The organism is Roseobacter sp. (assembly GCF_024639605.1).
Lineage (GTDB): Bacteria > Pseudomonadota > Alphaproteobacteria > Rhodobacterales > Rhodobacteraceae > Roseobacter.
Genome location: NZ_JAHEHZ010000163.1, coordinates 1 through 6,616 on the forward strand (window position 1 = coordinate 1; position 6,616 = coordinate 6,616).

Genomic DNA, 6,616 nt, shown 5'->3' on the forward strand with positions numbered 1-6,616 from the left:
CGGCCTGGCTGTACCAGCGCATGAACTGTGTCAGATCGCGCCCGGTCTGATCCTCAAATACCCGCAGCCAGTCTTCGATGGTGCAGGCCTCGCCGTCATGGCGGTCAAAATACAGGTTAACGGCTTCCGAATAGGCGTCCGCACCGACAAGGCGGCGTAGCATTCCGATGAGCTCTGCACCCTTTTCATAAACAGTTGCGGTGTAGAAGTTATTGATTTCCTGAAAGCTTTCCGGCCGTACCGGATGCGCGAGCGGGCCCTGATCTTCGGCAAACTGGCGCCCGCGCAGGTCAATGACATCCGAGATGCGCTTGACCGGCGCCGAGCGCATGTCCGAGGTGAACTGGCTGTCGCGATAGACGGTCAGCCCTTCTTTGAGGCAGAGCTGGAACCAGTCGCGGCAGGTAATCCGGTTTCCGGTCCAGTTGTGGAAGTATTCATGCGCGATAATCGCCTCGATCCGCTCGAAATTCATATCGGTCGACGTGTCGGGCGAAGCGAGCACCGCCGAAGAATTAAAGACGTTAAGCCCCTTGTTTTCCATGGCGCCCATGTTGAAGTCGTCCACGGCCACAATATTGAAGATATCAAGGTCGTATTCGCGGCCGTACACATCTTCGTCCCATTTCATGCTGTCTTTCAGAGCCTGCATGCCAAAGGCGCATTTCCCCTCATCGCCTGGCCGGACCCAGAGGTTCAGTTCAACCTCGCGCCCGGATTTCGTGGTGAATGAGCCGGGGTGGTTGTGCAGTTCTCCGGCCACGAGCGCAAAAAGATAAGCAGGTTTTGGCCAGGGGTCGTGCCAGCTTGCCTGGTTTTCCGACCGGCTCACCGGATTGCCGTTGCTCAGCAGGACAGGATGAGGTCCGTGGATGTGGACCGTAAAGACGCTCATGACGTCGGGGCGATCCGGATAATACGTGATTTTGCGGAACCCTTCGGCCTCGCACTGGGTGCAATACATCCCGCCTGACATGTAAAGCCCCTCAAGGGCGGTATTGTCGGCCGGATCGCTTTCCACCTCAGCTTCCCAGATAAACGGACGGTCGGGAACGGTACAGGTCAGCCCCTCGTGACTTATATCCGGATGTACCGGGGCACCGTCGATGCGCGCCGAGATCAGTTTCAGATCTTCGCCGTGCAGAAAGAACCGGCCGTCGCCGTCCGGCCGGGGCGAAAACGCAATCCGGCTGGCGATGCGCGTGCGGTTCGGATGCAGCTTGAAAGTGAGTTCAACCGAAGTAACTTCAAACCCGAATGGCTTGTAATCGCTCAGGTAAATCGTCGTGGGCGCTGCGTCTTTCATGGGAGCCTTCATATAAATGATGGAACAGTTTGCTGCACTGAACGTTAGGTCTGTAAGCACGTGGCTGCAAGCTGTGAGCCACAATGAGTAAATGAAAAGGAGACTTTATGTCTGCGCCCGACACAAACATTGAAAAGCAACAAAAACGGCATCGCCCGGCCCTGTGGGGCATAAAAGGCGCGATGATGTTCGGCTTTCTTATGATGATTCTGCTCTTTGTCTACGTGAGCATGTATGGAGGCGAGGAGAGTGCTGACGCGGTGACCAACACCAACGGCAGTGAGGCAGGAGTGGTTATCAATCCCGACGGTTAAGAGTTTCCGCCTTTTTCTTCGTACCGCCTCGTGCTTTCAGCACGGGGCGGTTTTGCGTTAATCTGCAACAAAACCACTGAAACACTCAGAACACATCATGCCGGGAAAAATGAAACGCAAATCAGACCTGCCGCAGAAAGTCTGCGTGACCTGCGGTAAGCCGTTCTCATGGCGCCGCAAATGGCAGGCGGTGTGGGACGAGGTGCGCTATTGTTCCGAACGCTGCAGGCGGGAGCGCAGCAAAGACTGACCGGTTCTGGTTGCTGTTTGCGCAAACACACAGCCCTGCCGGCGTTTTGCCCCCGGAGGCGTTGCTTTGCACGGCCTGGCGTTTTAGATGGATGGAATACAGCGGTATACGCAAATTCTACGGAGATATGATGGCACAGCGAACCGAGCGCAGCGGACTGCAGGTCAGCCCGGAACTTGCAGCATTCATCGAAGAAAAGGCGCTGCCCGGCACCGGTGTCGACGCCGGTGCTTTCTGGTCCGGGTTCTCGGACCTGGTGCACAACGCGGGCCCGGAAAACAGAGCGTTGCTTGAAAAGCGGGAGGCCCTTCAGGAGCAGATTGATACCTGGCACCGCGAACGGCGGGGTCAGGCGCATGACCACGCAGCATATGTCGCGTTTTTGCGTGAAATCGGATATCTGCTGGCTGAAGGGGACGATTTTGAGATCGACACAGCAAACGTTGATGCCGAAATCGCCACGATCCCCGGGCCACAGCTTGTCGTGCCGATCACCAACGCGCGCTATGCTCTGAACGCGGCCAATGCGCGCTGGGGCAGCCTTTATGACGGGTTCTACGGCACCGATGCGATGGGCAGCGCACCTCCCGCCGGACGGTATGATCAGGGGCGCGGTGCACGGGTTGTTGCGCGCTCGCGTGTTTTCCTCGACGAAGCCTTTCCGATAGAAATGACAAGCCATGCGGACGCGCGCCGCTATCATGTCTCAGGTGGTGCCTTGCTGATCGATGACCGGCCTCTGGCTGAGCCGGAGAAATTCGTGGGCTATACCGGGCATCCCAGGGCGCCTGACAGTGTGATGCTGCGAAATCACGGGCTGCATGTTGAGCTGATCTTTGACCGGACCCACCGGATCGGCAGCCGCGATCAGGCGGGCCTTGCGGACGTTCAGCTCGAAAGTGCTGTTTCGGCGATTATGGACTGTGAGGATTCAGTTGCCTGTGTCGATGCCGAGGACAAAGTACTGGCCTATGGCAACTGGCTGGGTCTGATGCGCGGCGATCTGGAAGATACCTTTGAGAAGGGTGGTAAAACTCAGACACGGCGTCTCAGCGACGACAGGGTGATCACCGGTCCCGATGGCGGTGATGTCACGATACGTACGCGTGCGCTGATGCTGGTACGCAATGTGGGCCATCTCATGACCAATCCCGCAATCCTCGACCGCGACGGTAACGAGGTCTTTGAAGGGCTGATGGACGCGATGATCACCACGCTGATTGCGATGCACGATCTTCAGCGTGAAGGTGGTAATTCAGTGACGGGGTCTGTCTATGTGGTCAAACCCAAGATGCACGGACCGGATGAAGTCGCTTTTGCCGACCGGACATTCACATCGGTGGAAAAAGTGCTCGGGCTGCCGCAGAACACAGTCAAACTGGGCATCATGGATGAAGAGCGCCGCACGTCGGTGAATCTCAAAGAATGCATCCGGGCCGCGAAATCGCGGGTGGCCTTCATTAATACCGGGTTCCTCGACCGCACCGGTGATGAGATCCATACCTCGATGGAAGCAGGTCCTTTCAGCCGCAAGGATTTCATCAAGCGCAAGGTGTGGATCACCGCCTATGAAAATCAGAATGTGGATATTGGCCTCGAGTGCGGTCTGAGCGGGCGTGCGCAGATCGGCAAGGGTATGTGGGCGATGCCGGACCTTATGGCGGCAATGCTGGAGCAAAAGATCGAGCATCCGAAATCCGGTGCCAACTGTGCCTGGGTGCCGAGCCCGACGGCGGCGACGCTGCATGCGCTGCACTATCACAAGATCGATGTCTTTGCCGTGCAGAAGCTCCTGAGGGCAGGCGGTCGCCGGGCTTATGTCGATACCGTGCTGAACATCCCGCTCGCCGAATACCAGAAATGGACGGATGCGCAGAAAATGCGCGAGGTCGAGAACAATGCTCAGGGGATACTGGGGTATGTCGTGCGCTGGGTCGATCACGGTGTCGGTTGCTCCAAGGTGCCCGATATGAACAACGTCGGCCTGATGGAAGACCGTGCGACCTGCCGCATATCCGCACAGCATATTGCCAACTGGCTGCATCATGACATCGTCGATGCGCAGGACGTAATGGCCGCGATGCGGCGGATGGCGGCCGTGGTGGATGATCAGAACGCCTCTGACCCGACCTATAAGCCCATGAGCCCTGATTTCGACGGGATTGCCTTTCAGGCGGCATGTGACCTTGTATTTAAGGGCAGGGTGCAGCCGTCGGGCTATACCGAGCCTGTGCTGCACGCGCGGCGTCTTGAGCTGAAAGAGGCGCTGGGACACTAACCGCTGCAGGGGCCGACGGCCCCCGACAGGCCGACGGTGTAAATTTCCGGACGGACAAGAAAAGGGAGAGACATGTCTGTAACACTGAGAAAAGCGCGGACGATTATCCGCAAGACGCTTGAAAAAGGCCGCGAGATGGAACTCAAACCGCTGTCGGTGGTGGTTCTGGATTCTGGCGGCCATGTACAGGCATTTGAACGCGAAGACGGTGCCTCGCCCGGTCGTTTCGGGATCGCGCAAGGTAAGGCCTACGGCTCGATCATGCTGGGGTTGCCGGGCTCGGCACAGAAAGCGCGCGCCGATGAGCAGGCCTATTTCATGATCGCCATGAACGGGGTCTATGGCGGTAAGGTGGTGCCTGTGCCAGGCGGAATTCTGATGCGTGACCGCAAAGGCGTCGTCATCGGTGCGGTGGGCGTCACGGGAGATACCTCGGACAATGACGTGATTGCCGGTCTCGCGGGGATTGCCGCTGCAGGGCTTACGGGCGACGCCTGAGCCGCAGGGACTGCCTGAAAATCCGTCTGACGACCGCATTTTGCATCTGCGCACAGGCTTCTGCGCACAGACAGGCTGTTATCACGCGCTGCATTCTCTTATATCTCGAACGGGGGAACACAGGAGAGCACCCGGATGGCACGCCCAGTTGTTGGCATCATCGGCAACCGTTATCTGCTGAACGATCAGTATCCCGCCCATGCCGGCGGGGCGATGAATTCCGAGGCCGTGTCGGAAGTATCTGACTGTATGCCGCTGCTGATACCGGCGGATCCGCGGTTTGTTACCGTAGCCGATCTGCTGGAACGCTGCGACGGGTTTCTCTTTACCGGCGGGCGGCCCAACGTGCACCCTGAAGAATATGGCGAGCCCCCTACGGAGGCGCATGGCGAGTTCGACCGCGCGCGTGACGCCATTGCACTGCCGCTCATCCGCGCCTGTGTGCAGAGCGGACAGCCGTTTCTGGGCATCTGCCGGGGCTTTCAGGAAGTGAACGTCGCCATGGGCGGCACGCTCTATCCCGAAATCCGCGAACTGCCCGGGCGCATGAACCACCGCATGCCCCCCGACGGCACGCTTGAGGAAAAATTCGAGCATCGCCACACAGTTTCTTTTACCGAAGGCGGGCCGTTTCACCGACTGATGGGGGCCTCAGAGGTCATGACAAACACCCTGCACGGGCAGGGCATCAAATCCTCCGGGCCGCGGGTGATTATCGACGGGGTGGCCCCCGATGGCACGCCCGAGGCGATTTTTATCTCGGATGCGCCGGGCTTTACGCTGTCGGTGCAGTGGCATCCTGAATACCGCGCCTCGCAGGATCCCGTATCCCGCCCGCTGTTCGCGGCCTTCGGGGATGCTGTCCGGTCCTGGGCGCGAAGCCGTACGCCGCTCCCGGCCCAGGTCGCCTGACGCATCCGGGCGTTACATCTGGCCGCCGGCGATTTCGATGGCCTGACCGTTAACGCTTTCCGATCCTTCAGAAACCAGCCACAGAGCTGCTGCCGCGATCTCATCGGGGTGGATGAGCCTGTCGTGCCGGTTGGCCGAGATCATGATATCGCGCGCTTTATCTTCGCTGACGCCTGCGCGTTCTGCGATCGAGGCGGTGTTGCGCGTGACGATCGGGGTGTCCACATAGGCCGGGCAAAGGGCGTTAAAGGTAATGGAACGGCCCAGATAATCCTCGCTCAGCGCCCGGATCAGCCCCACAAGCCCGTGTTTCGTCGCCGTATAGCACGACGCGCCCTGCAGGCCGCGCAGGCCGGCAATCGATGAAATGCCGATCACCCGGCCCCAGTCTTCGTGGCGCATGGTTTTCAGCGCCTCGCGGATGGTGAGAAAGGCGCCGTCGAGATTGGTCGACATCATGTTGCGCCAGAAATCCATGTCGGTTTTATGCAGCGCGCGGCCTTCGGCGATGCCGGCATTGGCCACGCAGATGTGTACCGGTCCACGGGCTTCGGTGGCCTCGGCGAACGTGGCAATGACATCGTTTTCGTCGCGGACGTCCATGGCAAGGGCATGCATTCTCTGGCCGGCGACATCTTCAAGCACCTCTTTTCGACGACCTGTGATGGTAACCTCACAGCCTGCCGTCGCCAGTTTCCTGGCGATTGCGAGCCCGATGCCTGTACCGCCTCCGGTAACAACGGCGTGTTTGCCCTTCAGTGTCATATAGCCTCTCCGTTATCGCCCTGCCAGATTAGGAGCGTCAGTGCCGGGCGCAAGCATCCAGGTGCAATCAGATGCTCATGGGTTTATGCTCCCGGTAATATGTCTGGAGGCTGAGATGGCGAAAGTGACCGGGATAGGCGGCGTGTTTTTCCGTGCGGCGGACCCTGCGGGACTGGCCGCGTGGTATGAAAAGCACCTCGGCGTGACACCGGTACCGCAGGCCTTTGACCAGCCTGTATGGACCCAGGCGGCCGGCCCCACCGTTTTTGCGCCTTTTGACAAGGCGACAGAAT

General features: G+C 59.1%; 7 protein-coding genes and 1 pseudogene. 6 read left to right on the plus strand and 2 right to left on the minus strand.

The genetic code is table 11. From position 1 onward, the window contains the following. Window positions 1-1,306: M1 family aminopeptidase (locus Q0M35_RS16085; protein ID WP_295317178.1), on the minus strand; the 1,306-nt coding region annotated here is incomplete at its 3' end. A 107-nt stretch (window positions 1,307-1,413) separates the two neighbouring features. Here Q0M35_RS16085 and Q0M35_RS16090 point away from each other — a divergent pair. The 5 genes from Q0M35_RS16090 (at window position 1,414) to Q0M35_RS16110 (ending at window position 5,558) form a co-directional block, all read left to right on the plus strand. Further along, window positions 1,414-1,620, plus strand: a complete 207-nt coding sequence (locus Q0M35_RS16090) for a hypothetical protein (RefSeq protein WP_295317180.1) — start codon at window positions 1,414-1,416, stop codon at window positions 1,618-1,620. Between the two features lie 109 nt (window positions 1,621-1,729). Continuing rightward, window positions 1,730-1,870: a DUF2256 domain-containing protein gene (locus Q0M35_RS16095; RefSeq protein WP_295317182.1), complete on the plus strand. Its 141-nt coding sequence runs from the start codon at window positions 1,730-1,732 to the stop codon at window positions 1,868-1,870. 130 nt (window positions 1,871-2,000) lie between these two features. Next, complete coding sequence (locus Q0M35_RS16100) at window positions 2,001-4,148, plus strand: malate synthase G (protein ID WP_295317186.1); 2,148 nt, start codon at window positions 2,001-2,003, stop codon at window positions 4,146-4,148. Between the two features lie 72 nt (window positions 4,149-4,220). Beyond that, window positions 4,221-4,646 (plus strand): heme-binding protein, encoded by a 426-nt coding sequence (locus Q0M35_RS16105; protein WP_295317189.1) that lies wholly within the window; start codon window positions 4,221-4,223, stop codon window positions 4,644-4,646. Between the two features lie 135 nt (window positions 4,647-4,781). Beyond that, entirely contained in the window at window positions 4,782-5,558 is a 777-nt protein-coding gene (locus Q0M35_RS16110) for a gamma-glutamyl-gamma-aminobutyrate hydrolase family protein (RefSeq protein ID WP_295317191.1), read from the plus strand. Window positions 5,559-5,570: 12 nt separating this feature from the next. On the opposite strand, the gene Q0M35_RS16115 is transcribed toward Q0M35_RS16110, so the two are convergent. Next, complete coding sequence (locus tag Q0M35_RS16115; RefSeq protein WP_295317193.1) at window positions 5,571-6,323, minus strand: SDR family oxidoreductase; 753 nt, start codon at window positions 6,321-6,323, stop codon at window positions 5,571-5,573. 115 nt (window positions 6,324-6,438) lie between these two features. Between Q0M35_RS16115 and Q0M35_RS16120 the strand changes: the two are divergent. Further along, a pseudogene (locus Q0M35_RS16120) lies at window positions 6,439-6,616 on the plus strand (VOC family protein); the annotation flags it as partial.